This is a genomic window from Enterobacter sp. I4 (assembly GCF_022669095.1).
In the GTDB taxonomy this organism is placed as follows: Bacteria; Pseudomonadota; Gammaproteobacteria; order Enterobacterales; family Enterobacteriaceae; genus Enterobacter; species Enterobacter pasteurii.
The window spans coordinates 1,077,727-1,103,755 of record NZ_JALBUO010000002.1; the positions used below are offsets into that span (position 1 = coordinate 1,077,727).

Genomic DNA, 26,029 nt, shown 5'->3' on the forward strand with positions numbered 1-26,029 from the left:
GCACCGGCGGGGATTTTTTTGCCTGCGGCCTGGCCAGCGCTAGCGCTGACCGGCGAATGGCTATTTCAGGTCAAAGCGATCCAGATCCATGATCTTCGCCCATGCGGCAACGAAGTCGCGCACGAACTTCTCGTGTGCATCGCTGCTGGCGTAAACTTCGGCCAGCGCGCGCAGAACGGCGTTAGAACCGAATACCAGGTCGGCGCGGGTCGCGGTGTATTTTACCTCACCGCTGGCGCGATCGCTGCCGGTAAACAGCTCGTTTGTGTCGTCGGCTGCTTTCCACTGGGTGTTCATATCCAGCAGGTTCACGAAGAAGTCGTTGCTCAGCACGCCCTCGCGGTTGGTGAACACACCATTCTTGCTGCCATCGAAGTTTGCGCCCAACACGCGCAGACCGCCGATCAGCACCGTCATCTCCGGCGCGGTCAGCGTCAGCTGCTGGGCTTTATCAATCAGCAGTGACTCGGTTGTGGACACATCCACCTCGGCACGGTAGTTGCGGAAGCCGTCGGCAATCGGTTTGAGCAGGTTGAACATCTCAATATCCGTCTGGTCCTGACGCGCATCCACGCGGCCCGGGTTAAACGGTACGTTGACGTAAACGCCTGCCTCTTTTGCCGCCAGCTCAACGCCCACGACGCCCGCCAGCACGATAATATCGGCCAGTGACGCTTTGTTGGTGGTGCGCTGGATAGCTTCCAGAGCCGGTAACGCGCGCACGGCAGCGGCGTTAACGTCCCAGTCGCGCTGAGGCGCAAGCGCCAGACGCGCACCGTTGGCGCCGCCACGCTTGTCGCCGCCGCGGAAGGTCGATGCAGACGCCCAGGCGACCGAGACCAGCTCGCTTACGGAGAGACCAGAGGCTGCGATTTCCGCCTTCAGGCTTTCGATATCCTCTTTCGACGGGCTGAACACCGGCTGCGGCAGCGGATCCTGCCAGATCAGATCTTCTTTCGGCACTTCCGGACCGATGTAGCGCGCTTTTGGCCCCATATCGCGGTGGGTCAGTTTGAACCACGCGCGCGCAAAGGCTTCGTTGAAGGCCTGCGGATCGTTCAGGAAGCGACGGGAAATCTTCTCGAATTCCGGGTCAAAACGCAGCGTCAGGTCGGTGACCAGCATGGTTGGCTTGCGTTTTTTCGACGGGTCGAACGGGTCCGGCATGATCTCAGGCGCGTCTACGGCTTCAAACTGAATCGCACCTGCCGGGCTGCGGGTCTGCACCCATTCATATTTGAACAGGTTCTCGAAGAAGTAGTTGCTCCACTGGGTTGGGGTTTGTGACCAGATAACCTCCAGCCCGGAGGTAATGGCGTCAGCGCCAATACCGGTACCGTGCGTGCTGGTCCAGCCTAAGCCCTGCGCTTCAATCGGTGACGCTTCCGGGTCGGTGCCGACGTGCGTCGCTTCACCTGCGCCGTGGGTTTTGCCGAGCGTGTGGCCGCCCGCAATCAGCGCAACGGTCTCTTCGTCATTCATGCCCATGTTGCCGAAGGTGGCGCGGATCGCGGCTGCTGCAGACAGCGGTTCACCGCTGGCGTTTGGCCCTTCCGGGTTTACGTAAATCAGACCCATTTCAGTGGCCGCCAGCGGGCGCTTCGCCAGCGCTTCGGGGTCACGGTGGGTCAGCCAGGCTTTTTCATCGCCCCAGTTCACGTCCAGATCCGGTTCCCAGACGTCTTCACGCCCGGCGCCAAAACCAAAGGTACGGAAACCTGAGTTCTCCAGCGCCACGTTACCCGCGAGGATAAACAGGTCAGCCCAGGAGATTTTTTGTCCGTATTTTTGCTTGATTGGCCACAGCAGGCGACGAGCCTTATCCAGGCTGACGTTATCAGGCCAGGAGTTCAGAGGCGCAAAGCGTTGTTGACCGCGTCCGGCACCGCCGCGCCCGTCAACGGAGCGGTAAGTCCCCGCGCCGTGCCAGGCCATACGGATGAACAGGCCCGCATAGCTGCCCCAGTCGGCAGGCCACCACGGCTGTGAGTCGGTTAACAGCGCCTTGAGATCGCCCTTAAGCGCGGAATAATCGAGCTTGCTGAATTCTTTGCGGTAGTCGAAGTCTTCACCCAGAGGGTTAGAACGACTGGAATGTTGGTTTAAAAGATCGATGCGGAGTTGTTTAGGCCACCACTCTTTGCTGCTGGTACCTGCACCCGCGCTGTGATCGACGCCGCCCTGGTGGAACGGGCATTTGCCGGCGGATGCCGCGTTATTGGTCTCGTCTGACGTGCTCATCGCTATGCTCCCTTTACAGTGTTACCGTTACGATATACACCACTAGCGATAAGAGATAGTTGAATTAATCCACAGATTCGATAGTTAATACCTTTTAACTATCGGTTCGATTAAAAAACCCTCACACTTGTGAGGGTTTTTGCCTTACAGGGCAGGACGAACGCCGAGCGTATGGCAAATGGCGTAGCTCATTTCCGCGCGGTTCAGGGTATAGAAGTGGAAATCTTTCACCCCTTCTCGGCTCAGGATCTTAACCATGTCCATGGCGATATTGGCCCCCACCAGCTTGCGGGTTTCCGGATCGTCGTCCAGCCCTTCATACATTTTGGACATCCACAGCGGAATGCGCACGTTGGTCATATCAGCGAATTTCTTCGCCTGCTTAAAGTTTGAGACCGGCAGAATGCCCGGGATAATTTCGACGTCAATACCCGCTGAGACGCAGCGGTCACGAAAGCGCAGGTAGCTTTCCACATCAAAGAAGAACTGAGTAATGGCGCGGTTGGCACCGGCCTCCACTTTACGCTTCAGGTTAAGCAGGTCTGCCTGGGCGCTTTTCGCTTCCGGATGCACTTCAGGGTACGCCGCAACGGAGATGTCGAAGTCGGCAACCTCTTTCAGCAGCCCGACCAGATCGGCGGCAAACATCTCTGGCTTGCCGCTGCCCGGCGGGAGGTCGCCGCGCAGGGCCACAATGTGGCGAATACCGTTGTTCCAGTAGTCCTGGGCAATGGCGCGCAGTTCGTCTCGGGTGGCGTCGATACAGGTCAGGTGCGGTGCCGCTTCCAGACCGGTTCTGTCTTTAATGCCCTTGATGATGCTGTGCGTGCGGTCACGTTCACCGGAGTTCGCGCCGTACGTCACGGAGACAAACTTTGGCTTCAGGCTGCTCAGGCGATCGATAGAGCTCCACAGGGTTTGCTCCATTTCACTGGTGCGCGGCGGGAAAAATTCAAAAGAGACGTTAATCTGGCCGTTAACTTCGGCCAGGCTCTGATTCAGTGCTTCCCGCTGGTTGGCGTGAAAAAAGCTCATACCTTACCTCTATCTTTCGCGTGTCGTTGTTTGTTGTGTTGTGAACTTCTATACGTTTAGACGTCCAGATGTAAAAATGACGGAAAAGCGGAGTGACGTCAACAGAAATAATCAACAATAACGGTGAGGATTGTTCAGGGAAGATGAAGGGCGTTCATGATGGGGGTGAAAAGGCCCCTCACCCCGGCCCTCTCCCCAAAGGGGCGAGGGGGAAAAGACCGCACCGAGCAGTCCCCTCTCCCCTTTGGGGAGAGGGTTAGGGTGAGGGGTGGATTACAGCAGCTTAGCCAGACGGTTGATGTCCGACTGGATCGCGCCGGCGGTTACATCGCGTCCCGCGCCCGGGCCACGGATCACCAGCGGGTTATCGCGGTACCAGCGGCTTTCGATGGCGAAGACGTTATCGCACGGCAGCAGTGCCGCCAGCGGATGCTCAGGGCGCACCGCCTCCACGCCCACGCGCGCTTTACCGTTAGCCTCGAAGCGCGCCACGTAGCGCAGCACCAGCCCCATCTCGTTAGCCGCTTCCAGACGTTGCACCATCTGCTCGTTCAGCTCGTCACCGTTCTCGAAGAAGTGATCGACAGACCCCTCCTCGCAGCCCGCAGGCACCAGCGACTCAACGCGAACCTGGCCCGGCTCAATGTCGTAGCCCGCTTCACGCGCCAGGATCACCAGCTTACGCATCACGTCTTTACCGGCAAGGTCAACGCGCGGATCCGGCTCGGTTAAGCCCTGCTGCCACGCCTGATCCACCAGGTCGGTGAACGGTACGGTGCCGTCAAATTGCAGGAACAGCCAGGAGAGCGTGCCGGAGAAGATGCCGCTCAGCGCCAGAATGCTGTCGCCGCTTTCGATCAGGTCGCGCACGGTATGGTTGACCGGCAGTCCCGCGCCAACGGTGGCGTTATAGAGCCAGTGACGACCGGTTTTTTCGAACGCGTCGTGGATCTGGCGGTATTTATCGGTGCTGCTCGCCCCCGCCAGCTTGTTGGCGCTGATGACGTGGAAACCATGGCTGGCGAAATCCAGATACTGATCGGCAAGCTGTTCGCTGGCGGTGACGTCCAGCACCACCAGATCGTCGTACGGGTGCGCGCGCATCCACAGGAACAGCGACTCTTCGTCCTGCTCAACCGCTTCATCGTTAAAGAAGGCCAGCGCCCGGCTGGCGTCCAGCCCTTCGTATTTCAGCAGGCTGCGGCGGCTGTCCACCACGCCAGCAAGAATAAATTCAAACCCGGTACGCGCCGAAAGGGTAACCTGCTCGCGGGCGAACAGCTCCAGCCAGCGGGAACCGATATTTCCTTTCCCAAACAGCACCAGGCCGATGCGTTTCTCCGCGCGGAACAGCGAGGTATGCAGACCCTGAATCAGGCTTTCGGTTGGCCCTTTACGCAGCACGGCCACCAGGCTAATGCCCTCTTCCGACTGCCAGGTAAACTCAACCGGCTGGCCTTTCAGCTGCTGCCAGAAACGGTGGCAGTGCAGCGGGTTACGGGTGACGCCCGCCCCCACCATCGCCACCAGCGCCAGCCCCTGACGCAGACGAAGCTCGCCCGGCAGGCCCGCTTCATCAAGAATTTTCAGGGCGCTGTCCACCACTTCAGCGGTGTAGCAGAACTGCAGCAGCTGGCGATCGTTATGCACGCCCACGGCCAGCGGACGCACCTGGGCACGTTTCAGGATCGTGTCGATATCTTTATGCGCCAGCCTGAAGTCCTGGCCCGCGGGCACCTGGAACTCAATCAGGCAGATGTCATCGTGGCTGGTAACAATACGCGCCCCGGTACCGGATGCCAGCACGCGTTCGATGCGCGTGGAACCCTGATCTGGCGTGTAGCTACAGCGCAGCTGTAGATCGATGTCGCTGCCGGAAACCGGCTGCAGCGTGCGGGCGTGCAGCACCGGTGCCGCCAGACGGGCCAGCTCGCTGGCTTCGTCGAGACGCAGCAGCGGCAGCAGGCAGGCGTCTTTCACCTTGCGCGGGTCAGCGCTGTACACACCGGCCACGTCGCTCCAGATGGTGACGCGGGACACCCCCGCCAGCGCGCCGATCTGCGTTGCCGAATAGTCAGACCCGTTACGCCCCAGCAGCACGGTTTCGCCCGCGTTGCTGCGGCTGATAAAGCCGGTGACGACGATACGTTTACCCGGATGCTGCACCAGCAGCTGTTGCAGCAGCGGGTAGGACAACCCTTCATCCACCTGCGGCTGTGCGGCACGTTCGGCGCGCAGGAAATCACGCGCGTCGAGCCAGGCCGCGTCCACACCCAGGTGTTGCAGCACGGCAGCCATCAGGCGCGCGGACCACACTTCACCGTGGCCGACCACTTCGGCGTACACGGCATCGGTGATCCCGCTGTCCAGCAGGGCAGCCAGGCGCTCAAGGTCATGCGTGAAGGCGCTAATCAGCCCGTCCGCCACGTCCGCAGGCAGCAGGCCGGCAATCAGCTCGCTCTGGTAACGACGTAAAGACTGTTGCACCTGATGCGCAGAGAGGCGATCGGTCTGGCTGAGCTTCAGCCAGCTAATCAACTGGTTGGTGGTGCTGCCCGCCGCGGAGACAACCATCATGTCCCCCGGCTGTGAATACTCTGTCATGATCCCTGCTACGCGCAGGTAACATTTCACATCAGCAAGACTACTACCACCAAACTTGTGCAGCTGACGACCCTTCGCCCCTGCCTGCGCTATCACACTCATGATTACCCCTTGGCTGCGACCCGGAAGCCATTTTCCAGATCGGCAATTAAATCTTCAGAATCTTCAATACCGGTCGAGATACGCAATAGCGTCTCGGAAATCCCGGCGGCGGCACGTGCTTCTGGTGCCATACCCGCGTGCGTCATCGTCGCGGCGTGGGAGATCAAGCTTTCAACCCCACCTAAGGATTCCGCCAGCGTAAACAATGACAGCCCGCTCAGGAAGCGACGCAGCGTTTGCTCGTCGCCGTCCAGTTCAAAACTTAACATCGCGCCAAATCCCTTCTGCTGGCGCGCGGCAATCTCGTGCCCCTGGTTTTCCGGCAGCGACGGGTGATAGAGCTTCTTCACCAGCGGCTGGGTTTTCAGGAAATCGACAATCGCCTGGGCATTGCGCTGCGCCACGTCCATACGCGGTGAAAGCGTACGGATGCCGCGCAGCAGCAGGTAGCTGTCGAACGCACCCGCGGTGACGCCAATGTTATTGGCCCACCATGCCAGTTCCGTGACAACGTCGGGATCTTTGGCAATTACCACGCCCGCTACCACGTCAGAATGGCCGTTCAGATATTTAGTGCATGAATGCAACACCAGATCGGCACCCAGTGCGAGTGGGTTCTGAAGGGCCGGACTGAGGAACGTATTATCCACTACACTTATCACTCCCGCATCCCTTGCGAGCTGACAAATTTTCGCAATATCGACGACGCGCAGCAGTGGATTGCTTGGACTTTCCACCAGAACCAGCTTCGGCCGCTCGGCCAGCGCCTGTTTTAGCGCCTGTTCGTCGTTTTGATCGACAAACAGCACGCGGTAGCAGCCGCGTTTCGCCAGGCTATCAAAAAGACGATAGCTGCCGCCGTAGCAGTCGTGCGGCGCAACCAGCAGGTCGCCCGGCTTCAGGAAAACCGTTGTCACCAGGTGAATAGCGGACATGCCGGTATTGGTTAATACTGCACCTGCGCCACCTTCCAGCTCCGCCAGCGCGCGCTGGGTCACGTCACGCGTAGGGTTGCCACGACGCGAGTAATCATGCGCGCGGGGTTCATTAAATCCGGTGAAGTTATAGGTACTGGAAAGATGAATGGGCGGGACTACGCAGCCGTACTGCTCGTCATCATTTAATCCGCTACGCACTGCGATAGTGGCCTGTTTACGCGTCATGGTGAGGGCTTCCTGGCGAATGAGGTGAAAAGTCAGTCACCAGAGTAAACACTGAAAGTATGGACGTCAACACATCTGGACATCTAAACTTCTTTGCGTATAGATTGAGCAATGCGCAAATAGCCGTTAAAATTATATGCTTTAGGACACGCTGCAGCGGCAATATCCGTGCCTCGGTATCGTCTCTACGGTAAACTACGCAAGATTACGGTTCAAAACCGTCAGTTACCGGTTTTGCACCTTTAGATTAATGACTGAGAGGATTAAAGGTATCTCATGGCTGAATGGAGCGGCGAATATATCAGCCCATACGCTGAGCACGGTAAGAAGAGTGAGCAAGTAAAGAAAATTACGGTTTCCATTCCTCTGAAGGTGTTGAAGATCCTCACCGATGAACGTACGCGTCGTCAGGTGAACAACCTGCGTCACGCAACCAACAGCGAACTGCTTTGCGAAGCGTTCCTGCATGCGTTTACCGGCCAACCGTTGCCGAACGATGACGATCTGCGCAAAGAGCGTAGTGACGAAATCCCGGAAGAGGCGAAGGTGATCATGCGTGAACTGGGTATCGACCCGGAGACGTGGGAATACTGATAAGCGGATACAAAAAAGGCACCTCGCGGTGCCTTTTTTTCGGGAAACTTATTTAGCGCCCGGGATGCTGAAACGCTTGTTGAAGCGGTCAACACGGCCACCGGTTGCAACATCACGCTGCTTACCAGTGTAGAACGGGTGGCATTTGCCGCACACGTCCAGGTTCAGATCGTGACCCACGGTAGAGCGGATCTGGATAGAGTTACCGCAAGAGCAGTTTGCAGTAATCATTTCGTATTTCGGGTGAATATCTTTTTTCATGGGAGAACCTCAGTTAAGGCCGCGTCGCTCTTCCAGCCCTAACGCCAGACACCACGCGATGTTGAATGTAAGTTCTTTGGCGTAAACTACACCAAAGGCGGCGAATCATACAGAATTTGACCAACGTATGCAAACTGATCCGCACGCCGCTTTCACTAATGTGTATACTAACGCGCCACTTTTCAAGTCAGGAAGATTCGATGCCCGTCGCTCACGTTGCCCTGCCCGTTCCGCTTCCCCGCACCTTTGACTACCTGCTGCCCGACAGCATGAGCGCCAAAGCGGGCTGTCGCGTGACCGTGCCGTTTGGCAAACAGCAGCGCGTAGGGGTCGTGGTTTCCGTCAGCGAACAGAGCGAACTGCCGCTTAACGAGCTGAAATCGGTTGTTGAGGTCCTGGACAGCGAGCCCGTTTATTCTTCCAGCGTCTGGCGACTCCTGCTGTGGGCGGCAGACTATTATCACCATCCGGTTGGCGACGTCCTGTTCCACGCGCTGCCGATTATGCTGCGCCAGGGCAAGCGCGCCAGCCATGCGCCAATGTGGTACTGGTTTGCCACCGAGCAGGGCCAGGCCGTGGATATCAACAGCCTGAAGCGCTCGCAGAAGCAGCAGCAGGCGCTGGCGGCGCTGCGCCAGGGAAAAATCTGGCGCCATCAGGTGGACGAGCTTGAGGTGAGCGAAGCCGCGCTCCAGGCATTAAGAAAGAAGGGGCTGAGCGAGCTGGCCAGCGAAGCACCCGCCCTTCACGACTGGCGCGACGGCTTTTCCGTCTCGGGCGATCGCCTGCGTCTTAACACCGAGCAGGCCACCGCCGTGGGGGCGATTCACAGCGCCTCCGACCATTTTTCCGCCTGGCTGCTGGCGGGCGTCACCGGCTCCGGTAAAACCGAAGTTTATCTGAGCGTGCTGGAAAACGTGCTCGCGCAGGGCAAACAGGCGCTGGTGATGGTGCCGGAAATCGGCCTGACGCCGCAAACCATCGCCCGCTTTCGCGAGCGCTTTAATGCGCCCGTTGAGGTGCTGCACTCCGGCCTGAACGATAGCGAACGCCTCAGCGCCTGGCTGAAGGCAAAAAATGGCGAAGCGGCGATTGTGATCGGCACCCGTTCCTCGCTGTTTACGCCGTTTAAAAATCTCGGCGTTATCGTAATAGATGAAGAGCACGACAGCTCCTATAAGCAGCAGGAAGGCTGGCGCTATCACGCCCGCGACTTAGCGGTATACCGTGCACACAGCGAGCAAATTCCCATTATTCTCGGCTCCGCCACGCCCGCGCTCGAAACGCTGCACAACGTTCGCCAGCGCAAGTACCATATGCTGCGCCTGACGCGTCGCGCGGGAAATGCCCGTCCGGCGATCCAGCACGTGCTGGATCTGAAAGGTCAGCAGGTGCAGGCCGGGCTAGCCCCGGCGCTGATTAGCCGCATGCGTCAGCACCTGCAGGCGGGCAACCAGGTGATCCTGTTCCTTAACCGACGCGGCTTCGCGCCCGCCCTGCTGTGCCACGACTGCGGCTGGATTGCCGAGTGCCCGCGCTGCGATCACTATTACACCTTCCACCAGGCTCAGCGCCACCTGCGCTGCCACCACTGCGACAGCCAGCGCCCGGTGCCGCGCCAGTGCCCGTCCTGCGGCTCAACGCATATCGTACCGGTCGGTCTGGGCACGGAACAGCTTGAACAGGCGCTCGTGCCCTTCTTCCCGGACGTGCCGGTTTCCCGTATCGACAGGGACACTACCAGCCGTAAAGGGGCGCTGGAACAGCAGCTGGCGGAAGTGCATCGCGGCGGCGCGCGCATCCTGATTGGCACCCAGATGCTGGCGAAAGGGCACCATTTCCCGGACGTGACGCTGGTCGCCCTGCTGGACGTCGACGGCGCGCTGTTCTCAGCAGACTTCCGCTCCGCCGAGCGTTTCGCCCAGCTTTATACCCAGGTGGCGGGTCGTGCCGGGCGTGCCGGGAAACAGGGCGAGGTGGTGCTGCAAACGCACCATCCTGAACACCCGCTGCTGCAAACCCTGCTGCACAAAGGCTATGACGCCTTCGCAGAGCAGGCGCTGGCCGAACGCCAGACGATGCAGCTACCCCCGTGGACCAGCCACGTCCTCATCCGCGCGGAAGACCATAACAACCAGCAGGCGCCGCTTTTCCTGCAACAGCTGAGAAACCTGCTGCAAGCCAGCCCGCTGGTGGACAATCAGCTGTGGATTTTAGGCCCGGTGCCCGCGCTCGCTCCGAAGCGCGGCGGCCGTTTCCGCTGGCAAATTTTACTTCAGCACCCCTCGCGTATCCGTTTGCAGCAGATCGTCAGCGGCACGCTGGCACTAATTAATACCCTGCCGGAAGCGCGCAAAGTAAAGTGGGTACTGGACGTCGATCCGATTGAAGGCTGAATGCGGATCGAAAAATTTAACGCGCCTCACACTTTTTATGAAAATTCTGTAACCGATTCCATTAACTATCTGTAAAAATGGTGATGTCCGCAGTTCGGTGTTCAGGCGAGGAGAAGACGTTGAAGTCCAGGAAAGAGGTTGCCTCGGCGACCATGAAAGACGTTGCCGAGAAAGCACAAGTTTCAACGGCAACCGTGTCCCGCGCATTGATGAACCCTGACAAAGTCTCCCAGGCGACCCGAAACCGGGTTGAAAAGGCGGCGCTCGAGGTCGGTTATTTCCCGCAGGCCTTGGGGCGCAACGTGAAACGCAATGAATCCCGCACCATTCTGGTGATTGTGCCGGATATCTGCGATCCCTTCTTTAGTGAAATTATCCGCGGCATTGAAGTGACGGCCGCAGCCCAGGGCTATCTGGTGCTGATTGGCGACTGCGCCCATCAGAACCAGCAGGAAAAAACGTTCATTGACCTGATTATCACCAAGCAGATTGACGGCATGTTGCTGCTTGGCTCACGCCTGCCGTTTGATGCCAGCATCGAGGAACAGCGCAATTTGCCGCCGATGGTAATGGCTAACGAGTTCGCGCCGGAGCTGGAGCTGCCGACGGTGCATATCGACAACCTGACCGCCGCGTTTAACGCCGTGAACTATCTTCAGGAGCTGGGGCATAAGCGTATCGGCTGTATTGCCGGGCCGGAAGAGATGCCGCTGTGCCATTATCGCCTGCAGGGCTATGTTCAGGCGCTGCGCCGTACCGGTGCTGTCGTCGATCCGCACTACATTGCGCGCGGTGATTTCACCTTTGAAGCAGGCGGACAGGCGCTGGAAAAACTGCTGGCCTTGCCGGAGCCGCCTACCGCGGTCTTCTGTCACAGCGACGTGATGGCGCTGGGTGCCTTATCGTACGCTAAGCGCCGGGGCCTGCGCGTGCCGCAGGATCTGTCGATTATCGGCTTTGATAATATTTCGCTTTCGGAATTTTGCGATCCGCCGCTTTCTACCGTCGCACAACCACGGTATGACATCGGCCGGGAAGCGATGCTGCTTTTACTCGATCAGCTGCACGGTCAAACAGTTAGCAGCGGGTCACGGCTACTGGACTGTGAGCTAATTGTACGTGGCTCTACCCAGGCATTAACTTAAAGTAAATACCTTTCGGCACCCTTATCTGGTCAAAGCCCCGTCGCTTAAGTAACATGGCGGGCTGACGAACGAATAAATACAGCGAAACGATAGTGGCACAACGAGATTATGTACGTCGCGGCCAGCCGGCACCTTCGCGACGCAAAAAGAGTAGTTCAAAAAGCAAGCAACGTAGCCTGTCTGCTGTCTCGCCAGCTATGGTCGCCATTGCTGCGGCTGTGCTGGTGGCCTTTATTGGCGGCCTCTACTTCATTACGCACCATAAAAAAGAAGAGTCTGAAGCCCTTCAGGGTAATAAGGTTGTCGGCAACGGCCTGCCTCCGAAGCCTGAAGAGCGGTGGCGCTACATTAAAGAGCTGGAAAGCCGCCAGCCTGGCGTACGTGCGCCTACCGAACCCTCAGCCGGGGGAGAAGTGAAGAATGCCGACCAGCTGACGGACGAACAGCGTCAACTGCTTGCTCAGATGCAGGCGGACATGCGCCAGCAGCCTACGCAGCTGAACGAAGTGCCGTGGAATGAACAAACTCCGGCGCAGCGTCAGCAGACGTTACAGCGCCAGCGTCAGGCTCAGCAGCAAACGCAACAGCAGCAGTGGACGCAAACGCAGCCGGTACAACAGCCGCGCACGCAACCGCAGCAGCAGACGCGTACCGCACAAACGCAGCCTGTCCAGCAGCAGCCGAAAGCGCAGCCGCAAAAGCAAACGGCTCAGCCGTATCAGGATCTGCTGCAGACGCCTGCGCATACGACCGCGCAACAGCCTAAAACGCAGCAGGCTGCGCCGGTCTCCAGAGAGACCGAAGCACCAAAGCAGACGGCTGAGAAAAAGGATGAACGTCGCTGGATGGTTCAGTGCGGTTCATTTAAAGGCGCAGAGCAGGCAGAAACGGTGCGTGCTCAGCTGGCATTTGAAGGATTCGACTCACGCATCACCACCAATAACGGCTGGAATCGCGTGGTGATTGGCCCGGTCAAAGGCAAAGAAAATGCCGATGGCACCATTTCCCGTTTGAAAGTGGCTGGCCACACAAACTGCATTCGACTCGCCTCCGGGGGTTGAAACCCCCAAAATCTCCCCCATCTATCATTTAATTCAGCCCTGAGCACAGGCTCAGGGCTTCTGTTTCCCGAATTTGTAACCAGGGGGTCTGCTCGTGACAACAATAGTAAGTGTACGCCGTAACGGCCAGGTGGTAATTGCCGGTGATGGCCAGGCCACGCTGGGTAATACCGTCATGAAAGGCAACGTGAAGAAAGTGCGTCGTCTTTATAACGATAAGGTGATCGCCGGTTTCGCAGGCGGCACGGCGGATGCCTTCACGCTGTTTGAACTGTTTGAACGCAAGCTGGAAATGCATCAGGGCCATCTGGTGAAAGCCGCCGTTGAGCTGGCAAAAGACTGGCGTACCGACCGCATGCTGCGCAAGCTCGAAGCGCTGCTGGCCGTGGCCGACGAAAACGCCTCACTGATCATCACCGGTAACGGTGACGTGGTTCAGCCAGAAAACGACCTGATTGCCATCGGCTCTGGCGGCCCGTACGCCCAGGCTGCAGCCCGTGCGCTGTTGGAAAATACCGACATGAACGCGCGCGATATCGCGGTGAAAGCGTTGGATATTGCAGGTGATATCTGCATCTATACCAACCACAATCACACCATCGAAGAATTACCGTCTAAAGCGTAAGGATCGCCCATGTCTGAAATGACCCCACGCGAAATTGTCAGCGAACTGAACAAACACATCATCGGCCAGGATAACGCCAAGCGCTCCGTGGCTATCGCCCTGCGTAACCGCTGGCGTCGTATGCAGCTCGACGAAGAGCTGCGCCACGAGGTGACGCCGAAAAACATCCTGATGATCGGCCCGACCGGTGTCGGTAAAACCGAAATTGCCCGTCGCCTGGCCAAACTGGCTAACGCGCCGTTCATCAAAGTAGAAGCCACCAAGTTCACCGAAGTGGGCTACGTGGGTAAAGAAGTGGACTCCATCATCCGCGATCTGACCGATTCCGCGATTAAAATGGTGCGCGTCCAGGCTATCGAGAAAAACCGCTATCGCGCTGAAGAGATGGCCGAAGAGCGTATTCTCGACGTGCTGATCCCACCGGCAAAAAACAACTGGGGCCAGGCTGAACAGCAGTCTGAACCTTCCGCTGCGCGTCAGGCATTCCGTAAAAAGCTGCGCGAAGGCGAGCTGGACGACAAAGAGATTGAAATCGATCTCGCTGCCGCGCCAATGGGCGTTGAAATCATGGCCCCTCCGGGCATGGAAGAGATGACCAGCCAGCTACAGTCCATGTTCCAGAACCTGGGCGGCCAGAAGCAGAAAGCGCGTAAGCTGAAAATCAAAGACGCGATGAAGCTGCTGATTGAAGAAGAAGCCGCGAAGCTGGTTAACCCGGAAGAGCTGAAGCAGGACGCTATCGACGCGGTTGAACAGCACGGTATCGTGTTTATCGACGAAATCGACAAAATCTGTAAGCGCGGAAACGCGTCCGGCCCGGACGTCTCCCGCGAAGGCGTACAGCGCGACCTGCTGCCGCTGGTGGAAGGCTGCACCGTCTCCACCAAGCACGGGATGGTGAAAACTGACCACATCCTGTTTATCGCCTCTGGTGCGTTCCAGATTGCCAGCCCGTCTGACCTGATCCCGGAGCTGCAGGGTCGTCTGCCAATCCGCGTTGAGCTGCAGGCGCTGACCACCGAAGATTTCGAACGCATCCTGACCGAGCCAAACGCCTCTGTAACCGTACAGTACAAAGCGCTGATGGCGACCGAAGGCGTGAACATCGAGTTCACCGACGACGGCATCAAGCGCATCGCCCAGGCCGCGTGGCAGGTCAACGAAACCACCGAGAACATCGGTGCGCGTCGTCTGCACACCGTCCTGGAACGTCTGATGGAAGACATCTCTTACGATGCAAGCGACCTGAACGGCCAAAGCATTACCATTGACGCAGAATACGTGGGCAAACACCTGGATGCGTTAGTGGCAGATGAAGATCTGAGCCGTTTTATTCTATAATCGCGTTCAATGCATTTTCATCACTGTTGATGGGGGCTATGGCCCCCATTTTTATTGGCTAAATAACTATGACTGATATCAGCCGTACGCAGGCCTGGCTCGAAAGTCTGCGCCCTAAAACGCTTCCTCTGGCTTTTGCCGCCATTATTGTCGGCACCACTCTTGCCTGGTGGCAGGGCCATTTCGATCCGCTGGTTGCGGGTCTGGCGCTGATTACCGCAGGACTTCTGCAAATCCTCTCTAACCTCGCGAACGACTACGGCGATGCGGTAAAAGGCAGCGACAAGCCTGACCGTATCGGGCCACTGCGCGGAATGCAAAAAGGGGTGATTACCCAGGCACAGATGAAGCGCGCGCTGATTATCACCGTGGTACTGATTTGTCTGTCAGGGCTGGCGCTGGTGACGGTCGCCTCGAAAACCACCAGCGATTTCATTGGCTTCCTGGTGCTGGGTCTGCTCGCTATTATCGCGGCCATTACCTATACCGTTGGCACGCGCCCTTACGGATATATTGGCCTGGGCGATATTTCCGTGCTGGTGTTCTTCGGCTGGCTGAGCGTAATGGGAAGCTGGTATTTACAGGCGCATACGGTGATCCCTGCCCTGTTCCTCCCCGCGACTGCCTGTGGCCTGCTGGCGACGGCGGTACTTAACATCAACAACCTGCGCGACATCAACAGCGATCGTGAGAACGGCAAAAACACGCTGGCCGTGCGTCTGGGGCCGGTGAATGCACGCCGCTATCACGCCTGCCTGCTCATCGGCGCGCTGGTTTGCCTGGCGCTGTTTAACCTGATTTCGCTGCACAGCCTGTGGGGCTGGCTGTTCGTGCTCGCCGCACCGCTGCTGATTAAACAGGCCCGCTTTGTCATGCGTGAACTCAGCCCGGCCGCCATGCCGCCGATGCTGGAGCGCACCGTAAAAGGCGCATTGCTGACTAACCTGCTGTTCGTCATCGGGATTGTCTTAAGCCAGACGCTCAGTTAGCTGACAAATATCAATTAACAATTGATGATTTTGCCAACAACGCATTTCGCACGATATACTGAACACATTCGCAGCAACAGAGCGTTAAACCTATGAAATACGATACCTCCGAGCTTTGCGACATCTACCAGGAAGATGTCAACGTCGTTGAACCCCTGTTCTCCAACTTTGGCGGACGGTCGTCGTTTGGCGGGCAAATCATTACGGTGAAATGTTTCGAGGACAACGGGTTGCTGTACGATCTGCTCGAAGAGAACGGCCGTGGCCGCGTCCTGCTGGTCGACGGTGGCGGTTCGGTGCGCCGTGCGCTTATCGATGCGGACCTCGCTCGCCTCGCCGTGCAAAACGAGTGGGAAGGCATTGTGGTCTACGGCTCCGTACGCCAGGTAGACGATCTGGAAGACCTGGATATTGGTATTCAGGCCATCGCGGCCATTCCGGTAGGCGCGGCGGGTGACGGCATCGGCGAAAGCGACGTGCGCGTTAATTTTGGCGGCGTGACCTTCTTCTCCGGCGACCACCTTTACGCTGACAATACCGGCATTATCCTTTCCGAGGATGCGCTGGATATTGAGTAGTTAATCGGTAAGCGAGATGCATAAAAAAACCGCCAACAGGAATGTGGCGGTTTTTTTGTCCCTCGGGATTCGCGGTCCGTTGGGTGATATTGCAACCTTTAACCAGGATTTTTATCTTATCCTGGTTCATTCCTCACGTAACCCCTGTCGACCCTTTATAAATTCCTAATTATGTGTGGAAACCTTAACTCCGCAGCTGTTGCTCATTATGATGCTGTGTCCCTTTCCGCCATCTCGCAAATGGGCATCGGTCCTGGGAAAGGTGTATTCACAACCGTAAAGCAACCTTTAACCGGGCTTGTGTCCACCGACTTATCACCGGTGGTGAACGGTGGAGCGGTAAGCAGCAGGGACCGCATAATGAAACGCTATTTATGTATCGCGTTCATTGTCGCCAGCGTACTCGTTGTAAAGAGTGATGAACCTATTGGGTTTGTTGCTTTTACTACGACAGCGCAGGACAAGTAGCGTTAAGGCCGCCTCGGGCGGCCTTTTTTATGGTTATTGTCAGTTGACGAAAACCATAAAAAAAGCCGGGTGGCGGCTTCGCCTTACCCGGCCTACTCAATTCATTCCTAACGGAAATCAGACTTCTTCCATACGTCCCAGCAGCGCCTGAAGGCGATCCTGCCAGCCGTTCTGCTGTTCGCGCAGCTGGTTGTTTTCGCGCTCCAGTTCTTCGCGGCTGTGCTGAGCGTTCTGAACTTCCTGAGACAGGGAGTTGTTCTTCTCTTTCAGCTCTTCAATTTCCATTTGCAGCAGCGTGATGGTGTCAATCGCCTGCTGTACTTTCGATTCCAGTTTCTCAAACACTTCTAAAGACATGATCCTACCTCTCCTGAATTGCAAGGCGACGCTTTAACGTAAACGCGCACAACATATGTTCCGATTGTATGGAGCGCCGTCGCCCCTGTCCAGCGGCATGCCACGCAGATCGCGGTTTGCAACACTTTTCGGCCTCGTCCTGGTGCGTTCGCGGCATATACCCCTAAGTTGTTAACCCATAAGTTAAAGAAATGATTCAGCAGGCTTTCATCGGTTGATGCAAAAACGCGCTTTATGACGCGAAAACGCTCATTTTATTGACGCGTACCACACATTTTGATTTCGATATTTCTCGTTTTTGCTCGTTAACGATAAATTAACACTGTGTCTACAGGACATCGTGACCGTCACGGGCAGTCACGCTAACAATAAACATTACTCTTATGCAGGATTCCGATTATGAGTCAGACATCAACCTTAAAAGGCCAGTGCATTGCCGAGTTCCTTGGTACCGGGTTGTTGATATTCTTCGGAGTAGGCTGTGTTGCTGCACTGAAAGTGGCGGGTGCCAGTTTCGGTCAGTGGGAAATCAGTATCATCTGGGGTCTGGGCGTGGCGATGGCCATCTACCTGACCGCAGGCGTTTCCGGCGCACATCTTAACCCGGCGGTGACCATCGCGTTATGGCTGTTCGCGTGCTTTGACGGACGCAAAGTTGTTCCCTTCATCATTTCTCAGTTTGCCGGCGCCTTTTGCGCAGCGGCGTTAGTTTACGGGCTTTATTACAATCTTTTCATCGACTTCGAGCAGACGCATCATATGGTGCGTGGTAGTGTCGAAAGTCTGGATCTGGCTGGCATTTTCTCAACGTATCCAAATCCGCATATCAATTTTGTGCAGGCGTTCGCTGTTGAAATGGTGATTACCGCTATTCTGATGGGCGTCATTATGGCGCTGGGCGACGACGGTAACGGCATTCCGCGTGGCCCGCTGGCGCCGCTGCTGATTGGCCTGCTGATTGCGGTGATTGGCGCATCAATGGGTCCGCTGACCGGCTTTGCGATGAACCCGGCGCGCGATCTGGGTCCAAAAACCTTCGCCTTCTTTGCAGGATGGGGCGACGTCGCCTTCACCGGTGGCAAAGACATTCCTTACTTCCTGGTTCCGCTGTTCGGGCCGATCGTAGGGGCTGCGCTGGGCGCCTTCGGCTACCGCAAATTAATTGGTCGCCACTTGCCGTGCGACACCTGTGTGGAGGAGGAGAAAGAGACGACTTCCACCACACAACAAAAAGCTTCGCTGTAATCTGACTACGGGACACATACCATGACCGAAAAAAAATATATCGTTGCGCTCGACCAGGGCACCACCAGCTCCCGCGCTGTCGTAATGGATCATGACGCGAACATTGTCAGCGTATCTCAACGCGAATTTGAGCAAATTTATCCGCGTCCAGGCTGGGTTGAGCACGACCCGATGGAGATCTGGGCGTCACAAAGCTCCACGCTGGTGGAAGTGCTGGCGAAAGCCGATATCAGTTCCGACGAAATCGCCGCGATCGGTATCACCAACCAGCGTGAAACCACCGTGGTCTGGGAGCGTGAAACCGGAAAACCGATTTACAACGCCATCGTCTGGCAGTGCCGCCGTACGTCAGAGATCTGCGAACAGCTGAAGCGCGACGGAATGGAAGAGTACGTGCGCAGCGCCACCGGCCTGGTGGTTGACCCCTATTTCTCCGGCACCAAGGTGAAGTGGATCCTCGACCACGTGGAAGGCTCACGCGAGCGCGCAAAACGCGGCGAGCTGCTGTTCGGCACCGTCGATACCTGGCTTATCTGGAAGATGACCCAGGGGCGCGTCCACGTTACCGACTACACCAACGCCTCGCGTACCATGCTGTTCAACATCAACACTCTGGAGTGGGACGACAAGATGCTGGACGCGCTGGACATTCCGCGCGCCATGCTGCCGCAGGTGCGTAAATCGTCAGAAGTGTACGGCCAGACCAACATCGGTGGTAAAGGCGGCACGCGCATTCCTATCGCCGGTATCGCCGGTGACCAGCAGGCGGCGCTGTTCGGCCAGCTGTGCGTCAAGGAAGGGATGGCGAAGAACACCTACGGTACCGGCTGCTTTATGCTGATGAACACCGGCGAGAAAGCGGTGAAATCGGAGAACGGCCTGCTGACCACCATCGCCTGCGGCCCGCGCGGCGAAGTGAACTACGCCCTGGAAGGCGCGGTATTCATGGCGGGAGCGTCCATTCAGTGGCTGCGTGACGAGATGAAGCTGATCGGCGATGCGTTTGACTCCGAATACTTCGCGACCAAGGTGAAAGACACCAACGGCGTATACGTGGTGCCCGCGTTTACCGGCCTGGGCGCACCGTACTGGGATCCGTATGCCCGCGGCGCGATTTTCGGCCTGACGCGTGGCGTGAACGCTAACCACATCATTCGCGCCACGCTGGAATCCATTGCCTACCAGACGCGCGACGTGCTGGAAGCGATGCAGGCTGACTCCGGCATTCGCCTGCACGCCCTGCGCGTGGACGGCGGCGCGGTGGCCAACAACTTCCTGATGCAGTTCCAGTCCGACATTCTGGGTACCCGCGTGGAGCGTCCTGAGGTGCGTGAAGTGACGGCGCTGGGCGCTGCGTATCTGGCAGGTCTGGCGGTAGGCTTCTGGCAGAACCTCGACGAGCTTCAGGAAAAAGCGGTGATCGAACGCGAATTCCGCCCCGGCATCGAAACCACCGAGCGTAACTACCGCTACAGCGGCTGGAAGAAAGCGGTGAAACGCGCCCTGGCGTGGGAAGAGCACGACGAGTAAGACAGACTCACCCCTCACCCTAACCCTCTCCCCAAAGGGGCGAGGGGACTTAAAACACCCTCTCCCCTTTGGGGAGAGGGCCGGGGTGAGGGGCTCCGGCCGCACCGGTTCCCTCACCCTTCCCCACTCTATGATAAACTTCGTGCAATTCCTTTTGATTGTACGAGTACCTCATGAAACGTGAACTTGCTATCGAGTTTTCCCGCGTCACCGAAGCGGCCGCCCTCGCAGGCTATAAGTGGCTGGGTCGTGGCGACAAAAATACCGCAGACGGCGCGGCTGTCCATGCCATGCGTATTGTGCTTAATCAGGTCAATATTGACGGCACTATCGTCATTGGCGAAGGCGAAATCGACGAAGCCCCGATGCTCTACATTGGCGAAAAGTCGGAACCGGCAAAGGCGATGCGGTGGATATCGCGGTCGATCCGATTGAAGGCACGCGCATGACGGCGATGGGCCAGGCCAACGCGCTGGCAGTACTCGCCGTGGGCGATAAGGGCTGCTTCCTTAACGCGCCCGATATGTATATGGAAAAGCTGATTGTCGGCCCCGGCGCGAAGGGCGCTATCGACCTCAGCCTGCCGCTGGACGCTAACCTGCGCAATATCGCGGCGGCGCTGGGCAAGCCGCTCAGCGAGCTCACCGTAACCATTCTGGCAAAACCACGCCACGACGCCACCATCGCATACCTGCAAACGCTGGGCGTGCGCGTGTTTGCCATTCCGGATGGCGACGTTGCCGCGTCTATTCTGACCTGCATGCCGGACAGCGAGGTCGACGTGCTGTACGGCATCGGCGGCGCGCCGGAAGGCGTGGTCTCTGCGGCAGTGATCCGCGCGCTGGACGGCGATATGCAGGCGCGCCTGCTGCCGCGCCATGAGGTCAAAGGCGACAGCGACGAGAACCGTCGCATCGGTGAGGACGAGCTGGCGCGCTGCGCGGCAATGGGCATCGAAGCCAATAAGGTGCTCGCGCTGAACGAGATGGCGCGCAGCGATAACGTGGTCTTCTCCGCAACCGGCATCACCAAAGGCGATCTGCTGGACGGCATTACGCGCAAGGGCAACATGGCAACCACCGAGACCCTGCTTATCCGCGGTAAATCGCGCACCATTCGCCGCATACAGTCTATCCACTATCTGGATCGTAAAGACCCGGACGTGCAGACGCACATTCTGTAAAACCGTTTGATCGATCGAGCTTTCCGGCCCGAAGGGGCTGGAAATGTTTCCCATAAGTACGGAAGATAGAACAGAGAAACAGCACAGGAGAAGATCATGGCGGACTGGGTAACAGGTAAAGTCACAAAGGTACAGTTCTGGACCGATGCGCTATTTAGTCTCACCCTTCACGCTCCCGTTCATCCGTTTACCGCCGGGCAGTTTGCCAAGCTCGGGCTGGATATCGACGGTGAACGCGTACAGCGGGCCTACTCTTACGTTAATGCGCCTGATAACCCGGATCTCGAGTTCTACCTTGTCACCGTCCCGGACGGTAAGCTCAGCCCGCGCCTGGCCGCGCTGAAGCCGGGCGATGAAGTGCAGATTGTCAGCGACGCGGCGGGGTTCTTCGTGCTGGATGAAATCCCGGACTGCAAAACGCTCTGGATGCTGGCGACCGGCACGGCCATCGGCCCGTATCTCTCTATTTTGCAGTACGGTAAAGATCTGGAGCGCTTTAAAAACATCGTGCTGGTTCACGCCGCGCGATATGCCGCAGACCTGAGCTATCTGCCGCAGATGCAGGCGCTGGAACAGCGGTATGGCGGGAAGTTAAAAATTCAGACGGTGGTCAGCCGGGAAAACGCGGCCGGCTCGTTAACCGGCCGCGTTCCGGCGCTGATAGAAAGCGGCGCGCTGGAAGAGGCGGTTGGTTTGCCGATAAATACTGAAACCAGCCACGTGATGCTGTGCGGCAACCCGCAGATGGTGCGCGACACGCAGCAGCTGCTGAAGGATACCCGGCAGATGACGAAACACCTTCGCCGCCGGCCGGGCCATATGACCGCCGAACACTACTGGTGATCAGCGGTACTTCACCTCAAGGGTATCTTTTCCGTATTTGTTCTCGCTCTGGGTGCCGATAAACGCGCCCAGCTCGACCACCATCATCACAAAAATAATGGTCGGTAGCAGCCTGCCTACCACCCAGGGAAGGATCGAGGGCAGCATCGCCCAGTTCCCCGCCACCAGCATCCACGCCAGAATAATCAGAAATGCCCATGCGCCGGAGCGGCCACGATCGTGCAGACGCTTAACCACCACGGCGGCGGTTGGCCACAGTAAACAGACCAGCGCAAACGCCGCGGTCTGCGTGCTCAGCCAGGCGTTGAAGGCAACAAAAAACAGAAGCAGCATGGCGATAACCCACGTTGCCATCCAGATCCAGAAGTCACGGCGTCCAATACGCCCTTTGAATGAAAACAGCCACTGCTGTATGGTCATGTAAGGTTCCTTATTATCGTTTAGCCCGCATTTTACCCTGGAGTTGTGACCTTTTGACAAGCCGACCAGATATCGTTTTAATCATGGGCAATGACGGCCAGGGGCAATGTTGATGAAAAGTTCGGCACACTCTCTTTTTATGTGTTTAGCGATGCTGAGCGCCAGTTTCACCCTGCATGCCGCGGAAACCGCGTCCCCGGTCACCGCCCCCTATCTTCTGGCGGGCGCCCCCTCCTTCGATCGGTCAATCAGCCAGTTCCGCGAGGCCTTTAACAAAGACAATCCCTCGCTTCCGCTGGGAGAGTTCCGTGCGATTGACAGCGCCCGCGATACGCCGACCCTGACCCGCGCGGCCAGCAAAATTAACGAGAATCTGTATGCCTCCACCGCGCTGGAGCGCGGAACGCTGAAAATCAAAAGCATGCAGATCACCTGGCTGCCGATTCAGGGGCCAGAGCAAAAAGCGGCGAAAGCAAAAGCGCTGGAGTATATGAGCGCTATCCTGCACGCCTTTACGCCCACCTTCACCAAAGCGCAGAGCCAGCAAAAGCTGCAAAAACTGCTCGCTGCCGGTAAAAACAAACGCTATTACGCCGATACGGAAGGTGCCGTTCGCTATGTTGTGGCAGATAACGGCGAAAAGGGGCTGACCTTCGCAGTTGAACCGATTAAGCTGGCACTATCAGACGCACTCGAGGGGGCGAATTAATGACAAAAAGCAAAGCCTTTCGAGGGAAAATCTCTATACTGATTCACAGACCATGCTGCCCTTAAGGGTGGCCATATTCCTTAATTCGCTTATTGAGCGTGGAGAATTGAAATGCGACATCCTTTAGTGATGGGTAACTGGAAACTGAACGGCAGCCGCCACATGGTAAACGAACTGGTTGCTAACCTGCGTAAAGAGCTGGCTGGCGTGACCGGCTGCGCGGTTGCTATCGCTCCGCCGGATATGTACCTGGATCTGGCTAAACGTGCCGCTGACGGCAGCCACATCGTGCTGGGCGCGCAGAACGTTGACGTTAACCTGTCCGGCGCATTCACCGGTGAAACCTCCGCTGAAATGCTGAAAGATATCGGCGCGAAATACATCATTATCGGCCACTCTGAGCGTCGCACCTACCACAAAGAATCTGACGAGTTCATCGCGAAGAAATTCGCCGTGCTGAAAGAGCAGGGTCTGATCCCGGTTCTGTGCATCGGTGAAACCGAAGCAGAAAACGAAGCGGGCAAAACTGAAGAAGTGTGTGCTCGTCAGATCGACGCCGTGCTGAAAACTCAGGGTGCAGCAGCGTTCGAAGGCGCGGTTATCGCTTACGAGCCAGTATGGGCGATCGGCACCGGCAAATCTGCAACGCCAGCGCAGGCTCAGGCGGTGCACAAGTTCATCCGTGACCACATTGCTAAAGCAGACGCGAAAGTGGCTGAGCAGGTTATCATCCAGTACGGCGGTTCCGTTAACGCATCCAACGCTGCCGAGCTGTTCACCCAGCCAGACATCGACGGCGCGCTGGTTGGCGGCGCATCCCTGAAAGCTGACGCTTTCGCGGTGATCGTTAAAGCAGCAGAAGCGGCTAAACAGGCGTAATGGCCTTTGCGGCGGGTGGCGCTTGCGCTTGCCCACCGCTCTTCTCCTCCCTCTCCCTGTGGGAGAGGGTTGGGGTGAGGGGAAACCCCTCGCACCGAACTACACTTTCCCCAACACGCTAAACCACAAGTAATCCAGCGGCAGCAGCACCAGATACGTCGCAATCGCCAGCGCCAGGCAGAGCAGCATTCCCGCCTTCGCGGGCACTTTCCCTAAGCCCATCGCCACCACAATCGGCGACGCCTGATACGGCAGCAGCGGCGTGGAGTACCCCAGCACCTGAATCATAATCACCGACAGCAGCGGAAAACCGGTCGCGTCGGAAAAGCTCTGCGCCAGCGTGGTATAGAGCGCCGGAACGCCGTTGGCGGTCATAATGAAGTTGAGCGCCGTGGTGATCCCGGTCAGCGCCAGGAAGCTGGTAAACGGTCGGTCCGCATCCAGCGGCATGATATGAAGCAGCGCCTCTCCCACAGCCGAACCGATACCGGTTTGCGTCACGACGATCGCCAGCCCGAGAATACCCGCAACGTAAATACAGGTGCGCATATTTACCCCCGCCGAGAACTCCTCGCCGGTGATAAAACCAACGCGCGGGAGCATGACGATGATCGAGGCCGCCAGCCCCGTCCACGCCGGCCCCACGCCGTGCCAGCTCTCCGTCACCCACATCATCAGCACCACCGCCAGCAGCCAGGCGAGTCGTTTTTCGTCACGCCCCATCGGCTCAGACGGCGTGAGATCCTTCGCCGGTTTCGGGCTGCCGGGGAACAGCCAGCAGATCAGGCCAATCAGAATCAGGCCCTTGAGCATGCCCAGAACAGGCGTGTGCAACAGCAGGTAGGGAACGTAGTTCAGGTGAATGCCGTACGAGCCTTCTGCCGCGCCGCTCATGACCAGGTTAGGCACGTTGGCGGGCAGGATAGTGGCCGAGAGCTGGAAGGTGCCGAAGCCGACCGCCAGCGCCAGGCCAAACCAGGCGCGCGAGCCGTCGGGAATGTCGGCCCGCTTCGCCATGGCCGCGACAATCGGCATCAGCAGCGCAATACGCCCCATGTTTGACGGCATCACGAACGCCAGGGCGTAGCTCAGCAGCACCACGCTCGCCACCATCAGCACCCAGGAGTCAGTGAGTTTCGCCGACAGCGCCCGGGCGGCCCTGTCTGCCAGACCGGTTTTACGGATCGCCACGCCCAGCACAAAGCCGCTGAATACCAGCCAGAAAGCCGACGAGGCAAAACCGCCGAAGATCGCTTCCGGCGGGGCAATTCTGGCGGCCATCGCCGCCGTGAAGAACAGCAGCGCGGTGATAAATTCCGGCAATAGCGACGTCGCCCACAGGACGATGGTGACGCCGACGATCAGCGAGGGAAGCAGCAGAGGATGCGTTAACCAGAGCGACATACCTGTCTCCTGTAGAATTTTTCAGCAAGTCTACGGCGACAGGCAGGACGAGTAAACGCTATTTATGGTGGGGTCACTTCAGGATATCGCATTGATGATCCTGTAATTCCTCAGCCGACGCGCGGTTAAAGGCAAGCCAGTTACGCTCCGTCGCCAGCAGCACAAACGATCCGTCAGACTGCTGCGCCATCGCCAGCGCGAAGCGCCCCATATGGTCGCGCGCTTCCGGCAGTTCCTCCGCCAGCATCATAAAAGGACTGCGCTGCACCAGCTCGTTCTCCGTCACCCGACGGGCAAGGTACTCGTGCCCTTCCAGCCCGCCCGGAAGCGGTAGCCACTGGGTGCTGATTTGCCCCTGCGCCGCGTTAAGCTTCTCGCGCACGTCCGGGCGCAGGCAGGAGATATGGATATGGAAATGGTTTTGCGTGCGCCCGGTAGGGGAGTTGATGGTCAGCGAAACGGCGCTGTCGGGTACCTCAGCCCCCCGCTTCATGCTCATAAAGTTACGCGACTGCCATGCCAGCCAGAAGAAGTTCGGCGTCTGAGGCTCGGTCAGCAGCGGACTTTCGGTGCCGTTGATACGGTAGGTGGGCATCAGAAGATATTGCAGCGGCCCGTTGCGGTCTTTAAACACCACGTAGCCGGCATCCGGCTTCACCTCCGCGCACGGCGCCGGATTATGGTTTTGCAGCTGGTTAGGCACACACTGGTCGAGAACGATATGGCGCAACGCATTCGGATTACCCGCTTTCATCCAGTACACGCCGCCTGCGGCAAGGGCGATAATAATCAGGATCGATAAGATAATTTTTTTCACAACGCGTTCCCTGTTTTCAATAAAGGCAAAAGAGTAACG

At 57.8% G+C, this 26,029-nt stretch carries 22 protein-coding genes and 1 pseudogene; 14 read left to right on the top strand and 9 right to left on the bottom strand.

The window, feature by feature from the left end; genetic code table 11:
* Positions 1–60 precede the first annotated feature (60 nt).
* The 4 genes from katG to metB all read right to left on the bottom strand — a co-directional run bounded on the left by katG (position 61) and on the right by metB (position 7,145).
* A complete protein-coding gene (katG, locus tag MOQ06_RS17465; protein ID WP_242174165.1) occupies positions 61–2,241 on the bottom strand; it encodes a catalase/peroxidase HPI in 2,181 nt (726 codons plus the stop codon).
* Between the two features lie 144 nt (positions 2,242–2,385).
* Positions 2,386–3,276: a methylenetetrahydrofolate reductase gene (metF, locus tag MOQ06_RS17470; protein ID WP_063449726.1), complete on the bottom strand. Its 891-nt coding sequence runs from the start codon at positions 3,274–3,276 to the stop codon at positions 2,386–2,388.
* A gap of 273 nt (positions 3,277–3,549) precedes the next feature.
* Positions 3,550–5,982 (bottom strand): bifunctional aspartate kinase/homoserine dehydrogenase II, encoded by a 2,433-nt coding sequence (locus MOQ06_RS17475; protein ID WP_148422565.1) that lies wholly within the window; start codon positions 5,980–5,982, stop codon positions 3,550–3,552.
* Positions 5,983–5,984: 2 nt separating this feature from the next.
* Positions 5,985–7,145, bottom strand: coding sequence for a cystathionine gamma-synthase (metB, locus tag MOQ06_RS17480; RefSeq protein WP_242174168.1), 1,161 nt, complete (start codon positions 7,143–7,145; stop codon positions 5,985–5,987).
* A gap of 276 nt (positions 7,146–7,421) precedes the next feature.
* Here metB and metJ point away from each other — a divergent pair, with 276 nt between their 5' ends.
* Entirely contained in the window at positions 7,422–7,739 is a 318-nt protein-coding gene (metJ, locus tag MOQ06_RS17485; RefSeq protein ID WP_003862042.1) for a met regulon transcriptional regulator MetJ, read from the top strand.
* 48 nt (positions 7,740–7,787) lie between these two features.
* Here the strand turns inward: metJ and rpmE are convergent, their stop codons facing one another.
* The gene (rpmE, locus tag MOQ06_RS17490) at positions 7,788–8,000 is read right to left on the bottom strand and encodes a 50S ribosomal protein L31 (protein WP_003862040.1); all 213 of its coding nucleotides are present in this window, start codon (positions 7,998–8,000) and stop codon (positions 7,788–7,790) included.
* Positions 8,001–8,200: 200 nt separating this feature from the next.
* Here rpmE and priA point away from each other — a divergent pair, with 200 nt between their 5' ends.
* The 7 genes from priA to rraA all read left to right on the top strand — a co-directional run bounded on the left by priA (position 8,201) and on the right by rraA (position 16,135).
* Entirely contained in the window at positions 8,201–10,396 is a 2,196-nt protein-coding gene (gene priA / locus MOQ06_RS17495) for a primosomal protein N' (RefSeq protein ID WP_242174171.1), read from the top strand.
* 119 nt (positions 10,397–10,515) lie between these two features.
* A complete protein-coding gene (cytR, locus tag MOQ06_RS17500) occupies positions 10,516–11,541 on the top strand; it encodes a DNA-binding transcriptional regulator CytR (protein ID WP_242174173.1) in 1,026 nt (341 codons plus the stop codon).
* Between the two features lie 92 nt (positions 11,542–11,633).
* Positions 11,634–12,602, top strand: coding sequence for a cell division protein FtsN (gene ftsN / locus MOQ06_RS17505; RefSeq protein ID WP_193355901.1), 969 nt, complete (start codon positions 11,634–11,636; stop codon positions 12,600–12,602).
* A 94-nt stretch (positions 12,603–12,696) separates the two neighbouring features.
* Positions 12,697–13,227, top strand: coding sequence for an ATP-dependent protease subunit HslV (gene hslV / locus MOQ06_RS17510; RefSeq protein WP_003862036.1), 531 nt, complete (start codon positions 12,697–12,699; stop codon positions 13,225–13,227).
* A 9-nt stretch (positions 13,228–13,236) separates the two neighbouring features.
* Complete coding sequence (gene hslU / locus MOQ06_RS17515; protein WP_148422560.1) at positions 13,237–14,568, top strand: HslU--HslV peptidase ATPase subunit; 1,332 nt, start codon at positions 13,237–13,239, stop codon at positions 14,566–14,568.
* A gap of 68 nt (positions 14,569–14,636) precedes the next feature.
* Entirely contained in the window at positions 14,637–15,557 is a 921-nt protein-coding gene (menA, locus tag MOQ06_RS17520) for a 1,4-dihydroxy-2-naphthoate polyprenyltransferase (RefSeq protein WP_193355902.1), read from the top strand.
* A gap of 92 nt (positions 15,558–15,649) precedes the next feature.
* On the top strand, positions 15,650–16,135 hold the full coding sequence (rraA, locus tag MOQ06_RS17525) for a ribonuclease E activity regulator RraA (RefSeq protein WP_023304635.1): 486 nt from the start codon (positions 15,650–15,652) through the stop codon (positions 16,133–16,135).
* A gap of 585 nt (positions 16,136–16,720) precedes the next feature.
* Here rraA and zapB read toward each other — a convergent pair.
* Entirely contained in the window at positions 16,721–16,960 is a 240-nt protein-coding gene (gene zapB / locus MOQ06_RS17530) for a septal ring assembly protein ZapB (protein ID WP_022649799.1), read from the bottom strand.
* A 399-nt stretch (positions 16,961–17,359) separates the two neighbouring features.
* On the opposite strand from zapB, the gene MOQ06_RS17535 reads away from it, so the two are divergent.
* The 4 genes and pseudogenes from MOQ06_RS17535 to fpr all read left to right on the top strand — a co-directional run bounded on the left by MOQ06_RS17535 (position 17,360) and on the right by fpr (position 21,761).
* Positions 17,360–18,205: an MIP/aquaporin family protein gene (locus tag MOQ06_RS17535; protein WP_003862030.1), complete on the top strand. Its 846-nt coding sequence runs from the start codon at positions 17,360–17,362 to the stop codon at positions 18,203–18,205.
* Positions 18,206–18,226: 21 nt separating this feature from the next.
* Positions 18,227–19,735, top strand: a complete 1,509-nt coding sequence (gene glpK, locus MOQ06_RS17540) for a glycerol kinase GlpK (RefSeq protein ID WP_176609189.1) — start codon at positions 18,227–18,229, stop codon at positions 19,733–19,735.
* 173 nt (positions 19,736–19,908) lie between these two features.
* A pseudogene (gene glpX, locus MOQ06_RS17545) lies at positions 19,909–20,918 on the top strand (class II fructose-bisphosphatase).
* Between the two features lie 96 nt (positions 20,919–21,014).
* Positions 21,015–21,761, top strand: a complete 747-nt coding sequence (gene fpr, locus MOQ06_RS17550) for a ferredoxin--NADP(+) reductase (protein WP_242174175.1) — start codon at positions 21,015–21,017, stop codon at positions 21,759–21,761.
* On the opposite strand, the gene MOQ06_RS17555 is transcribed toward fpr, so the two are convergent.
* Complete coding sequence (locus tag MOQ06_RS17555; RefSeq protein ID WP_148422774.1) at positions 21,762–22,181, bottom strand: DUF805 domain-containing protein; 420 nt, start codon at positions 22,179–22,181, stop codon at positions 21,762–21,764. It abuts the gene before it with no gap.
* A gap of 112 nt (positions 22,182–22,293) precedes the next feature.
* Here MOQ06_RS17555 and MOQ06_RS17560 point away from each other — a divergent pair, with 112 nt between their 5' ends.
* Both MOQ06_RS17560 and tpiA read left to right on the top strand, forming a co-directional pair.
* Positions 22,294–22,890, top strand: a complete 597-nt coding sequence (locus MOQ06_RS17560) for a DUF1454 family protein (protein WP_148422773.1) — start codon at positions 22,294–22,296, stop codon at positions 22,888–22,890.
* A gap of 111 nt (positions 22,891–23,001) precedes the next feature.
* The gene (gene tpiA, locus MOQ06_RS17565; RefSeq protein ID WP_006808674.1) at positions 23,002–23,769 is read left to right on the top strand and encodes a triose-phosphate isomerase; all 768 of its coding nucleotides are present in this window, start codon (positions 23,002–23,004) and stop codon (positions 23,767–23,769) included.
* Positions 23,770–23,868: 99 nt separating this feature from the next.
* Here the strand turns inward: tpiA and MOQ06_RS17570 are convergent, their stop codons facing one another.
* Together MOQ06_RS17570 and MOQ06_RS17575 are read right to left on the bottom strand one after the other, a co-directional pair.
* A complete protein-coding gene (locus MOQ06_RS17570; RefSeq protein WP_242174177.1) occupies positions 23,869–25,173 on the bottom strand; it encodes an SLC13 family permease in 1,305 nt (434 codons plus the stop codon).
* 73 nt (positions 25,174–25,246) lie between these two features.
* Positions 25,247–25,990 (bottom strand): CDP-diacylglycerol diphosphatase, encoded by a 744-nt coding sequence (locus MOQ06_RS17575; protein WP_148422771.1) that lies wholly within the window; start codon positions 25,988–25,990, stop codon positions 25,247–25,249.
* Positions 25,991–26,029 lie beyond the last annotated feature (39 nt).

Coding starts and splice junctions, on each gene's coding strand:
- katG (WP_242174165.1), bottom strand. CDS start 2,241: ATGAGCACGTCAGACGAGACCAATAACGCGGCATCCGCCGGCAAATGC.
- rraA (WP_023304635.1), top strand. CDS start 15,650: ATGAAATACGATACCTCCGAGCTTTGCGACATCTACCAGGAAGATGTC.
- MOQ06_RS17475 (WP_148422565.1), bottom strand. CDS start 5,982: ATGAGTGTGATAGCGCAGGCAGGGGCGAAGGGTCGTCAGCTGCACAAG.
- fpr (WP_242174175.1), top strand. CDS start 21,015: ATGGCGGACTGGGTAACAGGTAAAGTCACAAAGGTACAGTTCTGGACC.
- glpK (WP_176609189.1), top strand. CDS start 18,227: ATGACCGAAAAAAAATATATCGTTGCGCTCGACCAGGGCACCACCAGC.
- hslU (WP_148422560.1), top strand. CDS start 13,237: ATGTCTGAAATGACCCCACGCGAAATTGTCAGCGAACTGAACAAACAC.
- tpiA (WP_006808674.1), top strand. CDS start 23,002: ATGCGACATCCTTTAGTGATGGGTAACTGGAAACTGAACGGCAGCCGC.
- metJ (WP_003862042.1), top strand. CDS start 7,422: ATGGCTGAATGGAGCGGCGAATATATCAGCCCATACGCTGAGCACGGT.
- zapB (WP_022649799.1), bottom strand. CDS start 16,960: ATGTCTTTAGAAGTGTTTGAGAAACTGGAATCGAAAGTACAGCAGGCG.
- rpmE (WP_003862040.1), bottom strand. CDS start 8,000: ATGAAAAAAGATATTCACCCGAAATACGAAATGATTACTGCAAACTGC.
- MOQ06_RS17555 (WP_148422774.1), bottom strand. CDS start 22,181: ATGACCATACAGCAGTGGCTGTTTTCATTCAAAGGGCGTATTGGACGC.
- metF (WP_063449726.1), bottom strand. CDS start 3,276: ATGAGCTTTTTTCACGCCAACCAGCGGGAAGCACTGAATCAGAGCCTG.
- metB (WP_242174168.1), bottom strand. CDS start 7,145: ATGACGCGTAAACAGGCCACTATCGCAGTGCGTAGCGGATTAAATGAT.
- MOQ06_RS17535 (WP_003862030.1), top strand. CDS start 17,360: ATGAGTCAGACATCAACCTTAAAAGGCCAGTGCATTGCCGAGTTCCTT.
- MOQ06_RS17560 (WP_148422773.1), top strand. CDS start 22,294: ATGAAAAGTTCGGCACACTCTCTTTTTATGTGTTTAGCGATGCTGAGC.
- menA (WP_193355902.1), top strand. CDS start 14,637: ATGACTGATATCAGCCGTACGCAGGCCTGGCTCGAAAGTCTGCGCCCT.
- MOQ06_RS17570 (WP_242174177.1), bottom strand. CDS start 25,173: ATGTCGCTCTGGTTAACGCATCCTCTGCTGCTTCCCTCGCTGATCGTC.
- priA (WP_242174171.1), top strand. CDS start 8,201: ATGCCCGTCGCTCACGTTGCCCTGCCCGTTCCGCTTCCCCGCACCTTT.